Raw genomic sequence first — 20,082 nt, forward strand, 5'->3', positions numbered from 1 at the left:
ACGAGTGAGGCAATCATTTGGGTGCCGGGCGCGGGGCCTCGGCGAGCAGCGTGGCCAGCGCGGTGTCGCCACGTGCCTGCGCCAAATCCGCAGCGCTCTTGCCGTCGCGGTTGCGCGCAGACGGGTCGGCACCTGCGGCCAGCAGGCGTCGGGCAACCGCTTCGCGCCCGGCCGCGGCAGCCAGCATCAGCGCTGTGACACCGGCCTGATTGGCGTGGTTGACCTCGGCGCCGCGTGCCAGCACAGCCTCCACAATGGCCGGGTCGTCGCGCGCCACCGCAAACATCACCGGGGTGAACCCGGTGGGGTTGGCGCGCCGCACGGTCGCGCCCTTGTCCAGCAGCGCCTGCACCACACCCACGTCGGCATAGGACACCGCAAGATCCAGCGCGCTCCAGCCGTCGCTGGACACGGTGTCCACCGGCGCGCGCTTGGCCAGCAACCTGCCGACACTGTCGGCGTCATTGGCCCAGGCGGCTTTCATCAGTGCGGTCCAGCCGCTGGCGTCGCGCGCCTCGATGCGCGCGCCGGCATCCAGCAGCAGGCCGACCAGGTCCGGCTCCTGGTTGCGGATGGCCTGGTGCAATGGCGGCTCGCCCAGCAGGTTCGCGCGATTGGCATCGGCGCCATGGCGCAGCAGCCATGCCGCACGCACGGCGTCGCCCGCGTCCAGTGCATGCGCCAGTTCCTGGTTCGGGTCTGCACCGTCGGCGATGCGCAATTGCAGCTGCGCCAACTCTTGCGACGAGGCCGCCGGACTGGGTGCAGTGGATGCCGGTGTCGGCGTGACATACGGCCCGTGCGACGCCAGATCGCCGGCCACCACGCAGTCGCTACAGCGCACCAGCGGCACGTGATACCTGCGCAGGATCTGGTCGATCTTTGCCGCGCTCTGCTGCAGCGCCGTGTTCAACGCATCGCGCAGGTCTGCATTCTTGCGCGACACCGCCCAGGCCATCGAATACTCCAGCACCGCATCGTCGATGGTGTTCAAGGGCACCATTCCCAGACCGTTGCGCTGTGCGTAATACCCGGCCACCGGGCCCCAGGATTCGGCCGCATCCAGCGTGTTGGCGGCAACCCGTTCGACCAGCTTGCCGGGGTGTTCTTCCGGCGCAGTGGCCGAATCGTAGAACAGGTATTGCACCTCACCGCTGATGCCATGCTCGTACAGCGCCTGACGCGCAGGCGAGCTCTGGAACACGCCCAGGCGCAGCTTCTTCAGCGCCGGGTCGTCCAGCGAAGCAGGCCGCACATTCAAGCCTTTGCGTGTGACCAATACATAGGTCGAGCGATAGAGCGGGCGCGTGACCACCCCTTGCTCGAAATCGCTGTTGAGATCCATCAGCACATCGCAACGGCCCGCGTTGATCGTGCTGCGTGCCAGCCCGCGCTGGTAGTAGGTGCGCCATTCGTATTGCAGGCGCCGGCCCATGGCAGCGGCCACGACCTGGGCAATCTTGTTCTGGAAGCCTTCGCCGGCCTTGTTGGACAACGGCATGTTGCCCGGGTCTGCGCACACGCGCAGCACGTGCGGGTCGGGCGCTGGCGGCGGTGTTGCCGGCGAGTTGGTTGATGCAGGTGCCGCAGCGGGCACCACATCCGAACGAGAAGCGCGAGCCGTCGGTGAAGACGGCTCGCGTGTGCAGCCTGCGGCGACGAGTCCGAGGCTGCACAGCACCAGCACCTGCTGCAGGTGCCGGGTGATGCCGCGCACGCCGGCAGCACGCTGCCGAGGTGCGCGTCCAACGCCTTGCGTGCAGATCATCGTGCCGTCTTCGCTGCGGCATTGGCGGTACCGCCACCTGCGGCCGCAGTGGCGGTCGCAGTGGCAGTCACGGTCTTGCCGGCGCCATCGATACGGAAGCTGTGGACCATGCCGCCGAGCGGGATCTTGTCAAAGCCCGCACCGAACGCCAGCCCTGCCGCACCCAGCGCGCCATACGGATCGGACGGATCCAGGCCCGCAGTGACCGGCAGGCCGATCCAGCCGCCGATACCGGAGAACACCGCCACGTATTGATGGCCGTTGGCCTTGTAGGCGATGGGGTTACCGATGATGCCGGACGGCAGCTTGGTCTCCCACAGCTTTTTGCCGGTGTCCTTGTCCACCGCGCGGAACCAGCCATCAAGCGTGCCGTAGAACACCAGCCCGCCGTCGGTGACCAGGGTGCCGCTCCACACCGGGTACTTCTCCTTGATCTCCCACTTGGACTTGCCTTCCACCACGTCGAACGCCTTGACGATGCCCAGCGCGCCCGGCTCGTTCGGCTTCATCATCATGTTGGCGAACACATACGGCAGGCCCATCATGGTGTTGCCGCGCTCCTGCGGTTCCAGCTCCATGTGCCAGTTATTGGTGCCGCAGAAGAACACCGCCGCATTGGCCGGATCCACCGAGCACGGCTGCTGGTCCTTGCCGCCCATCGCCGACGGAAACGCCTGCACTTTCTTGCCGCGTTCCAGCGGAGAATGCGCAGCCACCTTGACCGGGCGACCGGTCTTCATGTCGATGCGTTCGGCCCAGTTGGCCGGCACGAACTTGTGCGCGCGCAGCAGCGTGCCATCGCGCCGATCGAGCACGTAGGCAAAGCCGTTACGATCGAACTGCACCACCGAGGGGACTTGCTTGCCGTCGATGGTCAGGTCGACCAGGATCGGCTCGTTGATGCCGTCGTAATCCCACTGGTCGAACGGGGTCTTCTGGTAGCCCCACACCGCCTCGCCGGTATCGATCTTGCGGGCGAACAGGGTCATCGACCACTTGTTGTCATGCTCGCCGTTGTTGCACTCCTCCTGCGAGGTCTTGCCGCAACGATACGACGGGCTCCACAGGCCGGGATTGCCGGTGCCGTAGTACACCAGCTTCAACTTCGGGTCGTAGCTGTACCAGCCCCACGCTGCACCGCCGCCGCGCTTCCATTCTTCGTTGGGAAAGGTCTTGACGCCCAGGTCGCCGAGTTGGCCATGCTGCGGATTGGCCTTGTTGAAATCCGGACCCAGGCAGATCGCCTTGTCGGTGCCGGCCGCATCGCAGGACCAGGCCTGCTTGCCATCGGCGAGGTTGTAGGCGGCCACGCGACCGAGCACGCCGAATTCGTTGCCGCTGATGCCGGCCACCACCTTGCCGTCGGCGATGATCGGCGCCATGGTGATGGTTTCGCCCTTGTCCGGGTGGGCGAGTTTTTGCTTCCACACTTCCTTGCCGGTCTTGGCATCGAGTGCGATCACATCGCCGCTGAGGCTGCCGAAGACCAGCTTGCCATCGGCATACGAGGCGCCGCGGTTGACCGTGTCGCAGCACGCCACCGCCACCGACCGTTCGTCCTGTTGCGGGGTGTATTTCCACAACACCTTGCCGCCGTCGTCCTGCGCCGCCAGATCGATGGCGAAGACGTTGTTCGGATACGCACTGACCATGTACATGATGCTGCCGATCACCAGCGGCTGGCCTTCGTGGCCGCGCGTGGCGTCGGTTTTCATCTCCCACGACATCTTCAGATTCTTGACGTTGTCGCGATTGATCTCGGCCAGCGGGCTATGCCGGGTGAGTGCGAAGTCGCGCCCCACACCGCCCCAGTTGTCCGCATTGCTGGCATTGGCGGTGAACTCGCTATCGGTATCGACCGCGGTGGCAGGTGCAGCGGCGGGCGCAGCGGCAGGTGTTGCAGCCGTTGCCGGCGCCGCAGTTTCGGTCGGTGTGTCTTTCTTGCAGCCAGACAGAACGGCGCTCAGCGCAAGCATAAGCAGCGCAGTGCTGCATACGCTGCGACAGGAAGATTGGTGCATGTGCGTCTACCCCTCTCGTTTGAACAACCAGTCGGTTGAAACATCCCGCAGCGCAGGCGCTGTCACCGCCGTGGCGATGCGGACGTAGGAAACGTCGGGAGAGACCTGAGCAAACGTCATGCCAGCACACTGGTGCGCCGCACCACGTCGAGTCGGCAAGGGTTGGGGGCAATGACGGCGAGCTGGGAACTTGGCGCTGTCACGGTTTTGGCACAGTTTGCGCCGAACGTGCTGTGACACAGTGGTGCAGACGGTCGGGAAAGATGTTTCAGCAATGCCGGGCGTGTGCTGGACCCCGATCGCTGCGCCGCTGGTGCAGCGCGATGCGCTAAGGCAAGCAACACCGCGCGGTGGCGCCACGCATTTCTTCTTCCGCCGGGAGCAGGTGTCCGAAAGGCGGATGCGGATACGGCGAGCCCCCTTTGAGACGCGTCATCGCGTCGGCAGTGAGTTAACCATTCCGATGCCCGATCGGCTGCACGTTACCCGCGTTGCACAGGCACAACGCGCGCCTGGCCCTCCCATTGCGCGAGCAACTGCGTGCAATTGTGCAGGCGCCAGTCGGCGAAACCGGGCCAGGGATCGCCGGGTGTATTGACCAGCACAGTGCACGCACCGACGGCGCGGCCGCAGGCCAGGTCATTGTGATGATCGCCGACCATGACCAGCGCGCTGCCCTGCACCGACCAGCGCTGCGCGAAATAGTGCAGCCCGTCGGGCGCTGGTTTTGGGGCCGCCTCGTCGCGGCCGACGATGTCGTCCCAGGCGAACGCATCGTCCAGACCGATCGCCTGCAACGTGATCTTTGCCAGCTCGCGTGCGTTGCGGGTGAGCATGCCAAGCCGGCAACCGGCAGCATGCAGCGCGCGCACCAGCGCCACTGCGCCCGGCGCGGCGCGTGCGCCTTGGGCAAGCGCACGCTCGTGTTCGAGCAACCAGGCATGCTTGGTCGCCGCTTCGTCGGCCGGCAGCGCGGCCAGGTGGTGCAGGATGTCCGCCTCTGGCGGGATGTCCAGCGCGCGGCGGATCAGGGCGAAATCATGCGCAGCCTCGGTCAGCGTACCGTCCATGTCGAAGACCCAATGGCGGTAGTCGGACAACGTGGGAGCGCGCGCGGTGAGTGTCATGCTGTCCATCCGTGCAAAGACAAGAAAGTGATCGATTCGATGCGGCATGCGGCGGTGCGGCCAACTTGCAGGGCGCCATCAGCGACTTGGCCCAACGCGGTCGACATGGCGTCTGCACGCACCGCCAAGCCGGTGCGTGTGGCGCCCGGTCGGCATGTACTTGCGCGGACACTCCAACGCGCGCGCCCCTGCCACCGAACGAATGCGCGCCAGCTTTGCCGACCGCCCCGAGCGCGCAGTGCCGACGCGCTGCAGCGCCATCACAGCGGGGTACCGCACAGTCGATCAAGCCCGCCAGTGCTGCACTAGCCCGCACACACGTTCGATGTACGCCGGCATGTCATCGCGAGCCGGCCTACTTCCACCCGGGCATCTGCGTGGTGTCCAGGCCGCCGACCTCGAACTCTGCGGTGCGCGTACCGCCGGCCTTGACCGGGAACGTGATGCTGATGCGCTTGGCGTTGCGTACGAGCTTCCACAACGCCTTGTCATCGTCGATGAACATGGCAATGGCTTCGTCGGTGTCCGGGCGGTGCGCCGCCATGGCACGCGGCGCGCCGCCATCGGCCGCCACCTGCACCTTGCAGCCACCGTAGCAATTGAAATCGCCGGCCTTGAGCACGAGGTAGCTGTGGCGCTTCCACTGCGGATGATCGCGAAACACCAGGCTGACCGGCTTGGGCCCGCTGCCATCCACATCCACACGTTGCTTGGCGTCGATCATCGCCGAGCGCTGCGTACCGCCCTTGGCCGGCACCTGCGAGTACTGCCACAGCGCCTGCATGCGGCGCAGCTCGCGCGCCTGCTCGCCCTTGGCCTTGATATCGGCATAGCCCGGTTCGATACGCGTGGCAGCCGCGGTGCCGGCATAACCTTCGATCAAGGCCGCACCATGCGCACGCGCCATGTCCCAGTTCTGCGCTTTCACCGCTTCGTCGTATTGCTTGGCGAGCGCATCGGCCTGGGCTTCCCTGGCCTGCGCCTGCGCGGTGGCCTGCGCCTGACGTTGCGCCTCGCGGTCGGTGCAGGCACTCAAGGCGGCAACGCACAAGGCCGCGCTCAGCAGATACTTCATCGTCGACTCCGGAGAGAATTCAATGTCAACGATACCAGCCTGCCTGCCGTACCCGCGATCAAACCGCCGGCGACCGTAGGAGCGCACCTGGGCGCGATGGAGCATTCCCGGTAAAGCCACCTCGCGCCCGGGTGCGCTCCTACGGCAGCGATGGAGGTGGCCGGAGGGCGTCTGCAACGCCCTCCGCTGCCCTTACGGCTGCGCCGGCGGTGCCGCCTTGGCCTTGGCGATCATCTCGGCCACCGATGCGGTGGTGATCGGGTGGTAGCTGGGCTTGGCCTTTTCGAAAGCCTGTTCGGCGAACGCGATGCCGTCGGGCGTCTTCAACAATTCGGCGTAGATCGGCAGCACCAGCTTGCGGCGGCCGACGCGTTCGATGAACTCGCCCGCGGCAGCGCGCGCATCGGTGTAGCCGCTGCGAATGGCCAGCGGATACCAGCGCATGGCGATCTCGCCATTCGGCGTGCCGGTGAAGTGGTACGCCTCATCCAGCTGCTTGAGCTGCTCGGGCTTGAGCGTGGCGCCCATGCCGCTGAGGAAGTGCACCCATTCCTGCGTGCCCCACTCGCTGGTGACCTGCTTGTTCGGCAAGGTGCCGCTGCCGCTCCAGGCGATGCGTGCGGTATCCACGATCGAAAAGCTGCGCGAGCGCGCCTTGGCGGCGAAGGCCGGAATGCCAGGCTGCTTCAGCCACGCATCCACTTCGGCTGCGCTGACCGTGTTGGGATGCTTGTCCAGCAGGTTCTTCTTCAGGTAATCGACGAACTGGTCGGTGGTGGCGCTCTGGAAGGCATGATCGTCGAACCAGCCGCGCAGGAACGGGTCGAATACTTCGCGGCCGAAACGCTGCTCCAGGAACTGCAGGAACCACGCGCCCTTGACGTAGGCAACCTGGCTCAAGGCCTCGTCAGGGTCGCGCTGGGCCAGCGGCGGCAACTCCAATACCTGGTCGGCCGGCGGCATGTCTTTGACTTCGGCCAGCAAATCGCCCTGATCGATTTCGCGCTCCATCTCGGCCATCTCGTTGCCGTACAGCGCCTCGGTGATGCGGCCCTGCACGTAGGTGGTGAACCCTTCGTTGAGCCAGATGTCCTTCCAGCTGGCATTGGTCACCAGGTTGCCGGACCAGCTATGCGCCAGTTCGTGCGCGACCAGCGAGACCAGCGACTTGTCGCCGACGATTACGGTAGGCGTGGCGAAGGTCAGGCGCGGATTTCCCATGCCGCCGAACGGAAACGACGGCGGCAGCACCAGCATGTCGTAACGGCCCCAGCGATACGGGCCATACAGTTTTTCGGCGGCACCGATCATCTTTTCGGTGTCTTCGAATTCCTTGGCGGCCTTGTCGGCCATGGCCGGCTCGGCCCACACGCCCGAGCGCGCGGAAATCGGCTTGAACACCACGTCGCCGGCGGCGATCGCCAGCAGGTAGGACGGAATCGGCTCGGGCATCTTGAAGCTGTAATCGCCGTCGCGTGCCACCTTGGGGTCGTTGTCGGCGCTCATCAGCACCATCACGTCCGGGCGCGAGGTGACATGCGCGCTATAGGTGAAGCGCACGCTCGGGGTGTCCTGCAGCGGCACCCAGCTGCGCGCGTGAATCGCCTGCGATTGGCTGAACATGAAAGGCAGTTGCTTGCCTTCGGTCATCGACGGCTCCAGCCACTGCAGGCCCGAGGCGGTGGGTGCGGTGTGATAGGTGATCACCACCTTGCCCGGCTGATTCGGCGCTTCGATGGTGAGTTTGCTACCGAAGGTCTTGTCGGCCGGTGCCAGGGCGAACTGCAGCGACGACAGGCCGCCCTTGCCATCGTCCGCCTGTACCTGCGCAATGCTCAACTCGCGCGTATCCAGTACCAATTGTTTGGCGGCCTTGTCCTTCCACTCCAGCGTGTAGGTGGCAGTGCCGCCGATCTGCTTGGCATCGAAATCCAGCTTCAGGTCCAGCGCCAGGTCCTTGATGACCACCAGCTGCGGCTGGGCGTAGGAACTTTCGTCGTGGTTGCGGGCGTCTGCTTTCACGGGGGCCTTGGCAGTGGCGGCCGGCGCGGTGGGGGAGGCCGACGGCGTGGAGTCATTGGAACAGCCGGCCAGCGCGATGGACACGGCCAGGGACAGCGACAGGAACGGGAAGCGCATCGACGGCACCGCAGCAAGGAGAATGAGGCATTTTAACGCCCTGCGCCGCAGCCTGCCCGTGCCATCGGTGGCCATGCGCGCGATGGCCTGCCACGCGCTGTCGCAACCGGCTTGCCCAGGTCAGGCCACCGGATGGCCGCGCGGGGCGTCGTGCCCGTCGCGCACCAGACGCCGGCCGCCGGAGAACTTGGCGCGGTACATCGCCGCATCGGCGCGGCGATACAGTTCGGTGGCATCCAGCCCTTGTTCGCACACCGCACTGCCGGCGCTCACATGCAGCGGCGCCTCGTCGGCATCTTCGCGCTCGAGCATCGAGAGCCATTGGTTGAGCTTGAGCGTGGCGTCGTCTTCGCTGGCATGGATGCCGATCAGGAATTCGTCGCCGCCCCAACGCCCGACCCAGTCCTGCGCGCCCAACCAGCCGTACGCCGAGTTCACCAGACGCACCAGCACGCGGTCGCCAGCCAGATGGCCGAAGCGGTCGTTGATCTGCTTGAGGTTGTCCATGTCCAGCACGAACAGCACGAACGGCCAGCCTTCGCGCTGGGAGGCGATCACCGAATCGCGCATCGCCTGTTCGCAGCCGCGCCGGTTCAGCGCTTCTGTCAACGGGTCGAACAAGGCGTGTTTCTTGAGATCGCGCATGCCGGCATCGATGCCGCGCAGGCTGCGGTTGATGCCGCGCAACAGGCGGCCCAATTCATCGTCACCCTGTTCGGGAAGCGTAGGCAGGCGTTGATCGGCGTAATACGAATCCAGCGCATCGGCAGCGATGCGCAGCGGCGCCAGCAGCCGGTACAGCGCGACCAAGGTTAGCGCCGTGCCGGCCAGGGTGGCCAGCAATGCCACGATCACCACCGACCACAGCGGGCGCCCGTCCAGTTCGCTCTGCGCTGCCAACCAGGCGATCAACAACAGCAACGGCAGATGGATGCCCAGGAAGGTCACCGCCAGCAGTTTGGCGCTGAAGGAGCGGGGAAACACGCGCGAGAGCCCGGCGTACAAGCGCATCCAACACTCCGGCAAAAGAGCGTTTAGTGTCGCCGAGAGCGTGTGGAGCCAACGCGACGGAAGTCTCAGAACTTCGCTGGTGTATCCATGTGCGACACCGCTTCCACGCCACACGCGATCCCGTGCACGCGGTGGGCGAGCGCCAGCGCACGCTACGCGCGCCGACGCCAACCGGGCTGAAACGACCTGCTTAGATCTTGTAGCCGGAGTGGATGGCCACGATGCCGCCGGTCAGGTTCTTGAAGTGGCAACGCGCAAACCCGGCCTCGCCCATCATGCCCTTGAGCGATTCCTGCGGCGGATGCTTGCGGATGCTTTCGGCCAGGTATTGGTAGCTATCGGCATCGCGTGCGAACAGCTGGCCCAGCTTGGGCAGGATCTTGAACGAGTGGAAGTCGTAGATCGGCTTGAACCACTCGGCGGTGACTTCGGAAAATTCCAGCACGCGCGCCTGGCCGCCGACCTTCAGTACGCGGTACATCTCGCGCAAGGCGGCGTCCTTGTCGGTGACGTTGCGCAGGCCGAAGGAAATGGTCACCAGGTCGAAACTCTGGTCCGGGAACGGCAGCGCTTCGGCATTGCATTGCACGTAGTCGAAACCGGACACCAGCCCGCGGTTGGTCAGCCGGTCGCGGCCCACCGACAGCATGCCGGCATTGATGTCGCCCAGCACCACCGCACCTTCATTGCCCACGCGCTCCTTGAGCAGCACGGCGATGTCGCCGGTACCGCCGGCCAGGTCCAGCACGCGGTCGCCTGGCTTCACCTGCGCGGTCGCCACGAAGTAGCGTTTCCATGCGCGGTGCACGCCCAGGCTCATCAGATCGTTCATCAGGTCGTAGTTACGCGCGACCGAGGTGAACACTTCGCCGACCAGCTTCTGCTTGTCCTTGGCAGCGACATCGCGAAAGCCGAAATGGGTGGTACCGGAGGTATAGGGGGATTCGCTCATGGCTGGATTATCGCACTGCTGACGCCGCCATGACCGCAACCGGACCACAATCGCGTTTTCACCTGCGACCGGCCCTGCGAGCACTCAGTGCGCGACAAGTACGTCCAGCGCGACTGGCAGCCCCACGAGCGGCCCACCCTGCCCGGGTCGGCCTCCACCCCCCTGCACCCTATCCGGCGGCGTATTCAGTACGGCCTGGTGGGCGCGGTGGTGGCGCTCACCGGAGGGCTGAGCAACGCCCTGGTCACTGCCAACCTAACCTACCTGCAAGGCACGCTGGGCGCCTATGCCACCGAAATGGCGTGGCTGCCGGCCGCCTATGTGATGACCAACATGTCGGCGAACCTGCTGCTGGTGAAGTTTCGCCAGCAGTTCGGGTTGCGCCGGTTCACCGAAATCTTCCTGGCGCTGTACGCGCTCATCGCCTTCGCGCACCTGTTCGTGCACAGCCTGAGCTCGGCGATCACCGTGCGCGCCGCGCATGGATTGGTCGGCGCCGCGCTCAGCTCGCTGGGTCTGTATTACGTGATCCAGGCGTTCCCGAGCAAATATCGGCTCAAGGCCGTGGTACTGGGCCTGGGCATGACCCAGCTGGCGTTGCCGCTGGCGCGGGTGTTTTCCACCGACCTGCTGGAATTTGGCGAGTGGCAAGGCCTGTACCTGTTCGAGTGCGGGCTGGCGGTGTTCGCGCTGGCCTGCGTGCTGGCGCTCAAGTTACCGCCAAGCGACCGGTATCGCGTGTTCGAGCCGCTGGATTTCCTCACCTTCAGCCTGTTCGCCGCCGGCGCCGCCGGCCTGGCCGCGGTGCTCTCGCTCGGGCGCCTGCTGTGGTGGACCAGCACGCCGTGGCTGGGCGTGGTGCTGGCCGCGTCCATCGTGCTGCTGTGCACGGCGGCCTGGATCGAACACAACCGCCGCAATCCGATGATCAACACGCGCTGGCTGGCCAGTGCGGACATGTTGCGGCTGGGGCTGGCGATCCTGTTGATCCGCCTGGTGCTGTCGGAACAAAGCACCGGCGCCATCGGCTTCTTCCAGACGCTGGGCCTGGCCAACACGCAACTGCAGACCCTGTTTGCGCTGATGCTGCTGGGCGCGGTGGTCGGCGTGGCGGCCAGCGCGTGGCTGATCAACCCGGCGCGGGTTGCCGAACATCTGATCATCGCGGTAGCGGCCATCTGTGTGGGCTGCTTCATGGATGCCGATGCCACCAGCCTCACCCGCCCCGAACAGATGTATGTGAGCCAGTTCCTGCTCGCCTTCGGCAGCACGTTCTTCATCGGCCCGGCGATGGTGGCCGGCATCGGCCGGGTGATCGCGCAGCCGGGCAACCTGATCAGTTTCATCGTGCTGTTCGGCATGGCGCAGAACATGGGCGGCCTGCTCGGCAGCGCCCTGCTCGGCACCGTGCAGGTGGTGCGCGAGAAATACCATTCCAGCCAATTGGTGGAACATCTGGCGCTGACCGACCCGCAGGTGGCCGCGCGCGTACAGGCCTATGCAAGCCTGTATGGCCGCAGCATCGGCGACCCGGCACTGCGTCAGGCCCAAGGCGTGCGCACGCTGGGCACGGTCGCCACGCGCGAGGCCAATGTGCTGGCGTACAACGACGTGTTCCTGTTGATCGGCTGCATCGCCATCGCCACCGGCGTGTGGATCCTGTCCGTGCTGCTGTGGCGCCGCTATCTGCGCCCCTCGGTATCGCCCCCTCCTCCTCCTGCTCCCACTGCGCGCCCATGAAGACACCAGCAGATTCCTCCCCGCCTGCCGACCGGCAACGTCGTCGGCGTCGTCGTCTGGCCGGGGTCATCGGCTTCGGCGGGCTTGCCCTGATCGGCGTGGCGCTGGTGCTGTATGCCTGGCGCCTGCCGCCGTTCGTCAGTGCGATCGAACGCACCGAAAATGCGATGGTGCACGGTCAGATCACGGTGATTGCGCCGCAGGTGAGCGGCTATGTCACGCAGGTACCGGTGCAGGACTTTGCGCACGTCAAGCGCGGCCAGTTGCTGGCACGCATCGACGATCGCATCTATGCCCAGCAACTCGAACAGGCCAAGGCGCAAGTGCAGACCGCCCAGGCCAACCTTGCCAACTGGGATCAACAACGCCACAGCGCCGAAGCCACGATCGCCGAGCAACGCGCGGCGCTGAGCAGCAACCAGGCACAACGCGAGCGCACCCATTCGGCCTATGCACGGACGCAGCAGCTGGCCAGCCAGCAACTGGTCTCCGAGCAGGACCGCGACACCGCATTTGCCGCGCGCGCGCAAGCCGATGCCGGCGTGGCGCAGGCACGTGCCGCAGTGCAGGCTGCCGAAGAAAACGCCCGCAGCGTGACCGTCAACCGCGCCGCGTTGGAAGCCGCGCTCGCCAATGCGCAGGCCGCCGTGCAGCTGGCACAGATCAACCTGGACAACACGCGCATCCTGGCCCCGCGCGACGGCCAGCTCGGCCAGCTTGGCGTGCGCCAGGGCGCCTACGTCACCAACGGCACGCAGCTGATGTCGCTGGTGCCGGACACGCTGTGGATCGTGGCCAATTTCAAGGAAACCCAGATGGCCAGGATCCGCATCGGCCAGCGCGCCAGCTTCACCGTGGATGCGCTGGACAACGCGCGCCTGCATGGCCGCGTGCAAGACATCTCGCCGGCTGCCGGCTCCGAATTCAGCGTGCTGCCGGCCGATAACGCCACCGGCAACTTCGTCAAGATTGCCCAACGCATTCCGCTGCGCATCAGCGTCGATCCGGACCAGCCGTTGGCGCCGCGGCTGCGGCCGGGCATGTCGGTGGTGGTGGCCGTCGATACCGACAGCGCAGTCGACTAGGCACAAACCGGTATCCGCGCGTGGGCACCAGTGCCGGCGCAGGTCAGGCAGCCAGTACCCCACACCGGCATGACGTCGCAGCTCAACGGCGGCACTGCCGCTATCATGCAGTGATGCCCACCATGCCCCTTCCTGCCCTGCACTGGCAGCACCTGCGGTTTGCGCAACTGAACACCACGCAGCTGTATGCGCTGCTGCGGCTGCGCACGGATGTGTTCGTGGTGGAGCAGCAATGCGCCTATCCGGAACTGGATGGCAAAGATACCGATCCGGCGGTGCTGCATCTGCTGGGCACCGCCAATGACGCCGCGTTGGCGGCTTACCTGCGCGTGCTGCCGCCGGGCTTGAGTTATTCCGAACCGAGCATCGGCCGTGTGGTCGTCGCCGCTGCATTTCGTGGCACTGGACTTGCGCATGCGCTGTTAGGCGAAGGCATCCGGTTGGTGCACACGCAGTGGCCGGGTCACGCGATCCAGCTCGGTGCGCAGGCGCACCTGCAATCGTTCTACGCGGCGCACGGGTTTGCACCTGCTTCCGCACCGTACCTGGAAGATGGTATTCCCCATCTCGACATGCTGCGCCCTGCCGGCGCGGCCCCTTTGGAGTTCGCATGATCACCACCCCCGACTACCGCGCATTGCTGGACACCGCCATTACCGAAGCACGCCAGGGCCTGGCCGAAGGCGGCATCCCGATCGGCGCGGCGCTATACCACAACGACGGGCGCCTGCTCGGCTGCGGCCATAACCGCCGCGTGCAGGAAAACGACCCCTCGGTACACGGCGAGACCGACGCATTTCGCAAGGCCGGCCGCCAGCGCCGCTACAAGGACACCATCATGGTCACCACGTTGGCGCCGTGCTGGTACTGCAGCGGGCTGGTTCGCCAGTTCAACATCGGCACGGTGGTGGTCGGGGAATCGGTCACATTCCAGGGCGGCATCGCGTGGTTGCGCGAGCACGGCGTCAACGTGATCGATCTGCAGAGCCAGGAATGCATCGACCTGCTTGGCGGCTATATTTCCGCCAACCCGGATGTGTGGAACGAAGATATTGGCGAGGATTGAGGTCAGCGTCACTGCAGGTGCGTAGCCGTACGCGGTGACAGATGGCAGGCAATGCCACTGCGCAGTGGCGCTGCTGTTTGGCTTGCGTCGCAGTGCTAGTCTGCACCAAGACCTGGCTTGTTCGCAGTGCCTTCTGCAAACAAAAGACCCGCCAATGGCGGGTCTTTTCTAAACCGTTCGCACGTCACCGTGCAGCACCGTCAGAGGATGTAGCGGCTCAGGTCCGGATCCTGTACCAGCTCACCCAGCTGCGCATCCACATAAGCTGCATCGACGGTCACGCTCTGCCCATCGCGATCGGGCGCTTCATAGCTCAACACATCCAGCAGACGCTCCAACACCGTGTGCAGGCGACGGGCGCCGATATTCTCCTGGCGCTCGTTGACCTGCGCGGCAATCTCGGCAAGCCGATCCACCGCGTCAGACGCAAACGTCAATGCCACGCCTTCGGTCTGCAGCAAGGCCTCGTACTGCTTGATCAAGGCGGCCTTGGGCTCGGTGAGGATGCGCACGAAATCGGCCTTGGTCAGCGCGGTCAGTTCCACGCGGATCGGGAAGCGGCCCTGCAGCTCCGGAATCAGATCGCTGGGCTTGGCCAGATGAAACGCGCCGGATGCAATGAACAGGATGTGGTCGGTCTTGACCGTGCCGTACTTGGTGGACACGTTGGAGCCTTCCACCAGCGGCAACAGATCGCGCTGCACGCCTTCGCGGCTGACATCGCCGCCGCTGGAGCCGGCTTCGCCGCGCTTGGCCACCTTGTCGATCTCATCGATGAACACGATGCCATGCTGCTCGCACGCCTCGATGGCCGCAGTGCGCACGTCGTCTTCGTTGACCAGCTTGCCGGCTTCTTCCTCGATCAACAGCGGGCGCGCCGCCTTGATGGTGAGCTTGCGCTTCTGCGACTTGCCGCTGCCCAGATTGGAGAACATCTGCCGCAATTGCTGGCCCATTTCCTCCATGCCCGGCGGGGTCATGATGTCCATGCTGGCGTTCACCGCCACGTCCAGTTCGATCTCGCGCTCGTCCAGCTCGCCGTTGCGCAGCATGCGACGGAACTTGATGCGGGTTTCGTTGTCCTGCGACGAGGGCTCGTTGCGCGCCGCTTCCGGATCAAACCCAATCCCGGCCGCGCGACGTGGCAGCAATGCGTCCAGGATGCGGTCTTCGGCACGCTCTTCGGCCTGGTTGCGCACGCGCACCTTGGCCTGCTCGCGATACAGCTTGACGGACGTATCGGCCAGGTCGCGGATGATCTGCTCCACATCCTTGCCCACATACCCCACTTCGGTAAAGCGCGTGGCTTCGACCTTGACGAAGGGCGCATTGGCCAACGTCGCCAGGCGCCGCGCAATCTCGGTCTTGCCCACGCCAGTGGGGCCGATCATCAGGATGTTCTTGGGCATCACTTCGTTGCGGAGTTCTTCCGGCAACTGCATGCGGCGCCAGCGGTTACGCAGCGCGATGGCAACCGCGCGCTTGGCATCGTGCTGGCCAACGATATGACGGTCGAGCTCCTGCACGATTTCGCGCGGAGTCATGGTGGCGGTGTCGGGATTTGGCATTAGGGATTTGAGATTCGTAAAAGCGGAATGGGAACGATCGATGGATATCCGGGCGGAGGGAAAGGAGCGCTTTTGCGAATCCCCAATCCCGAATCCCGAATCACAGCTCTTCGACCACCACGTTGCGATTGGTATAGATGCAGATATCGCCGGCAATATTGATCGCTTCGGTGGCGATGGTCTTGGCATCCAGCTCGGTGTGCGCCAGCAGCGCGCGTGCGGCCGACAAGGCGTACGAGCCGCCAGAACCGATGGCGATGATGCCGTCTTCCGGTTCGATCACATCGCCGGTGCCGCTGATGATCAGCGAAGTTTCCTTGTCGGCCACGGCCAGCAGCGCTTCGAGCTTGCCCAGCCGGCGCTCGGTGCGCCAATCCTTGGCCAGTTCCACTGCAGCGCGCGTCAGCTGGCCGTGCTTGTCGAGCTTGGCTTCGAACAATTCGAACAAGGTGAACGCATCGGCTGCCGCACCGGCGAAACCGGCCAGCACCTGGCCCTCGCGCCCCAGCCGACGCACCTTGCGTGCATTGCCCTTCATGACCGTATGGCCAAGGGTGACCTGGCCATCGCCGGCGACGGCGACATGCCCACCGCGTCGAACCGAAATGATGGTGGTGGCGTGAACGATATTGGGGTTCTGGCTAGGGTCCATGGATCCTCCGAGGGTTTCCAAGGAGGTGGGGACGCCCATGCCGGGTTCAAGCACGCCGCGACCAGTCGCCGCAGGCAGGGATGGCGGCGCTCACTTGCGAGACAGCAACACGGTTGCACGCGACATGCAGACCGACCTGCGGCAATGAACCGCACGAATCGATGACGCCGGCTGCCGGCTGCTTACAGCTTGGCGCTCACTCTGCAGCTTTCTTGCGCCTGGCACGCGGATGCGCGGCATCGTAGACCTTGGCCAAGTGCTGGAAATCCAGATGCGTGTAGATCTGGGTGGTGGCGATGTCCGAATGGCCCAGCAACTCCTGCACGCCGCGCAGATCGCCGGACGATTCCAGGATATGGCTGGCGAAGCTGTGGCGCAGCATATGCGGGTGCACGTCCTTGAACATGCCCTGGCGCACGGCCAGCTGCTTGATGCGGATCTGCACTGCACGTTGCGAAATCGCACCGCCGGCACGGCCAGGGAAGACATGGCTGTCGGCGCTTGCACCACTGTCGCGTCGCCACTCGCGCAAGGCGGCGATCGCGTGCGAGCCCACCGGCACCAGGCGCTGCTTGCTGCCTTTGCCGAGCACCATCACCAGGCCGCTGTCCAGGTCCAGGTCGCGCCAGCGCAACGCGCACAACTCGCTCAGGCGCAGCCCGGACGAGTAGAACACTTCCAGCAGCGCGCGGTCGCGCAGGCCAAGTGGCGCATCGGTCGGCACTTCCACCAGACGCACGGCTTCGTCGGCGTCCAGCACCTGCGGCAACTTGCGCGGCGCCTTGGGCGCACGCAGCGCCGCCGCCGGGCTGGCCGAAATGCGGCCATGCTTGAGCAACCAGGCGTAATAACTGCGGCATGCCGACAGGCGGCGCTGCAGGCTCTTTGCCGACAGCCCGCGTCGATGCTCTGCCGCAACGAATTGCCGCAAGTGCGCGCTGTCGAGCTGTGCAGTCTCGCCAGGCACTGCAGCGTCCTGCACGCCAGCTTCGGTCGCCTGCTCGGCCGCCCAGACGACCAGGGCTGCAAGGTCGCGCCGATACGCGTCCAGCGTGTGCGCCGATACTTGCCGCTCGACCTGCAGGTACGTCAGGAACTCGTCGACCGATGACACCTCAGCGCTCCCGATTGCGCGGGGTGACTGCCGTCATCTGCAACACGCGCGCGACGCGCGCGCCCTGCAGGTGCAGACAACGCAGAGACTCGACTGCCAACACCTCACTCTCCCTGCTGCAGACGCAGCACCACCACCAGCGCCCCATGTCGCCAACGCCTGTGTGCGCAGCCATGGGCCTCACACGTCGAAGCGCTGCAACGCCACGCTCAACGATTCGCCCATCATGCGCAGGAACAGCGTGCCCATGCCGGGATAGAACCGGTTGGCATCGCTGCTCCCCACCACGATCAGGCCGATGCCCGGCAGCGGCAGCAACGCGGTGGAGTGCACCTGCCCCGCTTGTGCGCCGTAAAGCAGCGTGTGTTTTTCAGCTTGCAGGCGGCCGCAGATGGGCTCGCCATCGTTGAGGCAATCGCGAAACGGCGCCAGCCGTGCATCGTCGATTGCGATGGTCTGCAGCCAGTCCGCATCCAGCGCATCGACGGGCTTTAGCAACACCAGCCGCACCAGTTCGCCGTTGAAATCTTCCGCCAGCGAGGCGGCCATCGCCTTGAGCGTGTCGGCCGCGCTGGTCTGGCGCATCAACGCAAGCGTGAGTTGATGCGTGCGCACTGCCAGCCGCTCGTTTTCCTGCGCGTTGCTGCCGAGCTCGTGCAGGCGGCGCGAGAGTTCGCGGTTCTTGTCGCGTAGCACTTCCAGCTGATAGGTGGCCAACGAAGCGGTGGGACCGTCGTCGCGCGGCACCAGCAAGCTCACCGCCAGATCCGGGAACTGCTTGAGGAAGGTCGGGTGACGTCGCAACCAGGTGGCCACTTCGTGCGCGCCGAATTTGTCCGTGTTCTCGCTCATCGGTTCCATTCTCCATCGAAGACGAACACCGCCGGGCCGGACATGACCACCTGCTCCTGGTCGCCGGGCCAACGAATGCGTAACTCGCCACCGGGCAAGGACACCTGCACATCGCGCTCGACACGGCCGCGTTGCATCAACACCACCGCGGCCGCACAGGCGCCACTCCCACAGGCCAGCGTTTCGCCCACCCCGCGCTCGAACACGCGCAAGCGCACATGCGCGGGGTCGACCACCTGCACGAAACCCACATTGACCGAATCGGGAAACGCCGCGTTCTGCTGCAGCAGCGCGCCTACGCGTTCCACCGGTGCTGCATCGACGCGACCGACTTCGACCACCGCGTGCGGGTTGCCCATCGACACCGCGCCAAAGCGCACGGTCTCGCCGTGCACCGGCAGCGCATATTCGTCGCGCGCATGCGCAAACCCGGCCAGCGGAATCTGGGCGGGCTCGAACTGCGGGACACCCATCGCCACCGCGTAGCGGTCGCCGTCGAGGCGCTCGACCGCGTGCGCGGACATTGGGCTGTCGATGATGAAGCGCTCGCCCTGGGCCGTGCCGTCGCGCACCAGCCAGGCGGCGACACAGCGTGCGCCGTTGCCGCATTGGCGGGCGGCCGAGCCATCGGAATTCCAGATGCCGTAGGCCGCCACGGCACCTTGGCTGCGCGGTGCCTCGATGGTCAGGATCTGATCGCAGCCCACCCCGAAGTGGCGGTCGGCCAGCTGCGCCGCCAGTGCGGCATCCGGTGGCGGCGTACCGTCGCGCAGGTCCAGCACCACGAAGTCGTTGCCGGCGCCATGCATTTTGGTGAAACGCAGACGCCCGCTGCGACCGTCAGCGCTCATTGCCGCTGCTAGCGGGCTGGTCGGTGGTGGATGCGGGCTTGGTAGCGCCATCCACCGGCGCAGGCGCAGGCGTGGACTCGTCCAGCGGTTGCGACGCATCCGCCGGCTGCGGCACCGGCTGGGCTTCCACCGGCACCGGCTTCTGCGGCATCACCAGCGGGCCCTTGTTGCCGCAAGCGGCAAGCAGGAGAAAGGTCGCACCAACCAGTGCGAGACGAACAGACGGTCGGGACATGATGCTCATGGGCCGAAGTATAGCCAGAACGCCGTTACGGCCGTGCGCTGGCAGGCGCGCCGCGTTCAGTGCGCACCCGGCAGCGGGCGCGGCGGTGGCTCGGGGCGCAACCACAGCCAGATCGCCACCACGGCCATGCTGCCGATCGACAGGCATTTGACCCAGAGCACCGGCACGCACCACAGCATGATCGCGGCGCAGACCGTCATGGTCAGCGTCGCCATCCACTTGGCCTTGCGGCTGACTGCCCGGTAGGTCTGCCATTCCACGATCGCCGGGCCGAAGCGCGGATGCGACAGCAGCCAGTTGTGCAGGCGCTCGGAGCCATGCGAGGCCGCCCAGGCAGAGATCAGGATGAAGACCGTCGTCGGCAGCCCCGGGACGAAGATCCCGACGATGCCGGTAGCCAGGCTGGCGTAGGCCAGCAACCACCAGGCCCAGCGGAATCGAGTCGGTCGTGTCATGCGCAAATGATACGGCCAGCGCTGCGGTTTAGTGAGTCGGCCTTGAAGCGATGATTCTATCGCTGCAGAAGGGCGCGCTCTGCGCAGCGGGCGGCGTACAGCGCGCGCTGGCCGCCAGATCTGCCGCGTCGCCCCACCGCGCCGCGGTCAGACACGCAGCCCCAGCCGCAGCGACGCCTGACTGCGATGCCCGGCTCGCTGCAGGGCGAGGCAGCGAACGCACCGCGCCGATAAGGAAAAACGAAGGCGGTGAGGCGGAAAATGGAAGACGTGCAAGCCGCTCGCATCCCAGCGAGCAGCCAGCTCCCGCCCAAGCCATCCGCTCTAACGAATCCCGAATCCCGACTCCCAATCCCGGCCGT

At 65.7% G+C, this 20,082-nt stretch carries 18 protein-coding genes; 4 read left to right on the top strand and 14 right to left on the bottom strand.

The window, feature by feature from the left end:
• Positions 1-13 precede the first annotated feature (13 nt).
• The 7 genes from AC1POX_RS18660 to ubiE form a co-directional block, all read right to left on the bottom strand.
• Positions 14-1,768: a quinoprotein dehydrogenase-associated putative ABC transporter substrate-binding protein gene (locus AC1POX_RS18660; RefSeq protein ID WP_372356467.1), complete on the bottom strand. Its 1,755-nt coding sequence runs from the start codon at positions 1,766-1,768 to the stop codon at positions 14-16.
• Positions 1,765-3,789, bottom strand: coding sequence for a methanol/ethanol family PQQ-dependent dehydrogenase (locus AC1POX_RS18665; protein ID WP_481108591.1), 2,025 nt, complete (start codon positions 3,787-3,789; stop codon positions 1,765-1,767). Before AC1POX_RS18665 ends, AC1POX_RS18660 begins: the two co-directional genes overlap by 4 nt.
• A gap of 482 nt (positions 3,790-4,271) precedes the next feature.
• On the bottom strand, positions 4,272-4,925 hold the full coding sequence (locus AC1POX_RS18670) for an HAD family hydrolase (RefSeq protein WP_008577294.1): 654 nt from the start codon (positions 4,923-4,925) through the stop codon (positions 4,272-4,274).
• Between the two features lie 346 nt (positions 4,926-5,271).
• Entirely contained in the window at positions 5,272-5,991 is a 720-nt protein-coding gene (locus AC1POX_RS18675) for a hypothetical protein (RefSeq protein ID WP_008577295.1), read from the bottom strand.
• A gap of 192 nt (positions 5,992-6,183) precedes the next feature.
• Positions 6,184-8,130 (bottom strand): M1 family metallopeptidase, encoded by a 1,947-nt coding sequence (locus tag AC1POX_RS18680; protein ID WP_372356469.1) that lies wholly within the window; start codon positions 8,128-8,130, stop codon positions 6,184-6,186.
• Between the two features lie 120 nt (positions 8,131-8,250).
• On the bottom strand, positions 8,251-9,141 hold the full coding sequence (locus AC1POX_RS18685; protein WP_008577298.1) for a GGDEF domain-containing protein: 891 nt from the start codon (positions 9,139-9,141) through the stop codon (positions 8,251-8,253).
• 190 nt (positions 9,142-9,331) lie between these two features.
• A complete protein-coding gene (gene ubiE, locus AC1POX_RS18690; RefSeq protein ID WP_008577300.1) occupies positions 9,332-10,093 on the bottom strand; it encodes a bifunctional demethylmenaquinone methyltransferase/2-methoxy-6-polyprenyl-1,4-benzoquinol methylase UbiE in 762 nt (253 codons plus the stop codon).
• A gap of 87 nt (positions 10,094-10,180) precedes the next feature.
• On the opposite strand from ubiE, the gene AC1POX_RS18695 reads away from it, so the two are divergent.
• The 4 genes from AC1POX_RS18695 to AC1POX_RS18710 all read left to right on the top strand — a co-directional run bounded on the left by AC1POX_RS18695 (position 10,181) and on the right by AC1POX_RS18710 (position 13,984).
• Positions 10,181-11,833 carry an MFS transporter gene (locus AC1POX_RS18695; protein WP_031420951.1) on the top strand — a complete coding sequence of 551 codons (1,653 nt, stop codon included), beginning with the start codon at positions 10,181-10,183 and terminating at the stop codon, positions 11,831-11,833.
• Positions 11,830-12,918: an HlyD family secretion protein gene (locus tag AC1POX_RS18700; protein WP_122273313.1), complete on the top strand. Its 1,089-nt coding sequence runs from the start codon at positions 11,830-11,832 to the stop codon at positions 12,916-12,918. The genes AC1POX_RS18695 and AC1POX_RS18700 overlap by 4 nt, the downstream gene beginning before the upstream one ends.
• Before the next feature lie 113 nt (positions 12,919-13,031).
• Positions 13,032-13,532 (top strand): GNAT family N-acetyltransferase, encoded by a 501-nt coding sequence (locus AC1POX_RS18705; RefSeq protein WP_008577306.1) that lies wholly within the window; start codon positions 13,032-13,034, stop codon positions 13,530-13,532.
• Positions 13,529-13,984, top strand: coding sequence for a nucleoside deaminase (locus tag AC1POX_RS18710; protein ID WP_008571705.1), 456 nt, complete (start codon positions 13,529-13,531; stop codon positions 13,982-13,984). The genes AC1POX_RS18705 and AC1POX_RS18710 overlap by 4 nt, the downstream gene beginning before the upstream one ends.
• A 200-nt stretch (positions 13,985-14,184) precedes the next feature.
• On the opposite strand, the gene hslU is transcribed toward AC1POX_RS18710, so the two are convergent.
• The 7 genes from hslU to AC1POX_RS18745 all read right to left on the bottom strand — a co-directional run bounded on the left by hslU (position 14,185) and on the right by AC1POX_RS18745 (position 19,720).
• Positions 14,185-15,552 carry an ATP-dependent protease ATPase subunit HslU gene (gene hslU, locus AC1POX_RS18715; RefSeq protein WP_029818597.1) on the bottom strand — a complete coding sequence of 456 codons (1,368 nt, stop codon included), beginning with the start codon at positions 15,550-15,552 and terminating at the stop codon, positions 14,185-14,187.
• A 100-nt stretch (positions 15,553-15,652) separates the two neighbouring features.
• A complete protein-coding gene (gene hslV, locus AC1POX_RS18720; RefSeq protein WP_005997221.1) occupies positions 15,653-16,204 on the bottom strand; it encodes an ATP-dependent protease subunit HslV in 552 nt (183 codons plus the stop codon).
• A gap of 196 nt (positions 16,205-16,400) precedes the next feature.
• Positions 16,401-17,318: a tyrosine recombinase XerC gene (gene xerC, locus AC1POX_RS18725; RefSeq protein WP_008571702.1), complete on the bottom strand. Its 918-nt coding sequence runs from the start codon at positions 17,316-17,318 to the stop codon at positions 16,401-16,403.
• A gap of 180 nt (positions 17,319-17,498) precedes the next feature.
• Positions 17,499-18,170, bottom strand: coding sequence for a DUF484 family protein (locus tag AC1POX_RS18730; RefSeq protein WP_372356470.1), 672 nt, complete (start codon positions 18,168-18,170; stop codon positions 17,499-17,501).
• Positions 18,167-19,021, bottom strand: a complete 855-nt coding sequence (gene dapF, locus AC1POX_RS18735; protein WP_014089309.1) for a diaminopimelate epimerase — start codon at positions 19,019-19,021, stop codon at positions 18,167-18,169. The genes AC1POX_RS18730 and dapF overlap by 4 nt, the downstream gene beginning before the upstream one ends.
• Positions 19,011-19,265, bottom strand: a complete 255-nt coding sequence (gene lptM / locus AC1POX_RS18740; RefSeq protein WP_014089308.1) for an LPS translocon maturation chaperone LptM — start codon at positions 19,263-19,265, stop codon at positions 19,011-19,013. The genes dapF and lptM overlap by 11 nt, the downstream gene beginning before the upstream one ends.
• 56 nt (positions 19,266-19,321) lie before the next feature.
• Complete coding sequence (locus AC1POX_RS18745) at positions 19,322-19,720, bottom strand: YbaN family protein (protein ID WP_127167573.1); 399 nt, start codon at positions 19,718-19,720, stop codon at positions 19,322-19,324.
• Between the last annotated feature and the right edge of the window lie 362 nt (positions 19,721-20,082).

The organism is Xanthomonas sp. NCPPB 3442, assembly GCF_056725145.1.